Raw genomic sequence first — 1,258 nt, 5'->3', positions numbered from 1 at the left:
CAGAGTGTGACCGCACCCTGTTCGGCCAAGGATCCCGATATCACCCGATCAACAGGTGATCACAAAGAGATCCCACGACGTCCCAGGAAAATTTGATCACTCGTCATGTGCGAAGGACGGGGCTAGCCGCGGGCCGCGCGGCTGACGAGCGCGTCCCACACCTCGTTCACCCGGGCGTCGAGCTCCTCCAGCGAGCCCTCGTTCGGGATCACGATGTCCGCCACAGCCAGCCGGTCCTCCCGGCTCGCCTGCGCCGCGATGCGGGCCTTGGCGTCGGTCTCCGGCATGCCCCGGTGCTCGGCCAGCCGCCTGATGCGCACCTCGTCGGCGGCGTCCACCACGATCACCACGTCGTACATCGGCGCCAGTTTGTTCTCCGCCAGCAGCGGGACGTCGTAGACCACGATCGCGTCGTCGGCCGACTGCCCCTGCAGCTCGGCCACCCGCTCGCCCACCAGCGGATGAACGATGGAGTTCAGCGCCGCGAGCTTCTCGGAGTCGGCGAACACGATGCCGCCGAGCCGCTCCCTGTCGAGCGAGCCGTCGGGACGCAGCACCTCGTCCCCGAACGTGGCCACCACCCGCGCCAGCCCGGCCGTCCCAGGCTCGACGACCTCGCGCGCGATCTTGTCAGCGTCGATCACGACGGCGCCCCTGGCCGACAGTCTCCTGGACACCTCGCTCTTGCCCGAGCCGATGCCGCCCGTGAGCCCAATCTTCAGCACCAGAAAAGCCTATCCCGGACATCTCGCCTGAACGTCGGCCGTGATCACTACGGAGTTCGGTCCGCCCTGCGCAGGTGGATCAGCGTCAGGTGATCGTCCATCCGCTCGCGACGCGTCTCCCGGTAGCCCAGGCGGCGGTAGAGCCGCAGGTTGGCCTCCGACAGGTGTCCCGTGAACAGGTCGAACGCCGACGCCTCAGGCACCTCCTCGTGCAGCGCGCTCAGCAGGGCCGTGCCGAGCCCGTGCCCCTGCAGGTCGGGTGCGACGACGAGGCGGCCGACCCGGCAGGTGGCTCCGGACACCTGGCCGCGCACCGCTCCGACGATGCGGCTCCCGTCGACCGCCTTCAGCACGACGGCGGACTCGATGACCTTGCGCACCTGCTCAAGCGACTCGACCAGCGGCGCGATGTACGGGTCGCCGTAGAGCTGGGCCTCGCTCACGTACGCCGCTCGCTGCAGGGTGAGGATCTCGCCCGCGTCCGCCGCCACCGCCCGTACGATCGTCACGCCCAGCACCCTATCGGGACACCC

Annotated in this window: 2 protein-coding genes; both read right to left on the bottom strand. The window is 69.3% G+C overall.

The features are described from left to right. Window positions 1–122 precede the first annotated feature (122 nt). A complete protein-coding gene (gene coaE, locus ITP53_RS55360) occupies window positions 123–725 on the bottom strand; it encodes a dephospho-CoA kinase (protein ID WP_195903491.1) in 603 nt (200 codons plus the stop codon). Window positions 726–772: 47 nt separating this feature from the next. Continuing rightward, complete coding sequence (locus tag ITP53_RS55355; protein ID WP_195903490.1) at window positions 773–1,234, bottom strand: GNAT family N-acetyltransferase; 462 nt, start codon at window positions 1,232–1,234, stop codon at window positions 773–775. Window positions 1,235–1,258: the final 24 nt, after the last annotated feature.

The sequence above is a fragment of the Nonomuraea cypriaca genome, assembly GCF_015645445.1.
Lineage (GTDB): Bacteria > Actinomycetota > Actinomycetes > Streptosporangiales > Streptosporangiaceae > Nonomuraea > Nonomuraea cypriaca.
The sequence above is the reverse complement of the archived record's forward strand: the minus strand, read 5'-3'. Positions and strand labels throughout refer to the sequence as shown.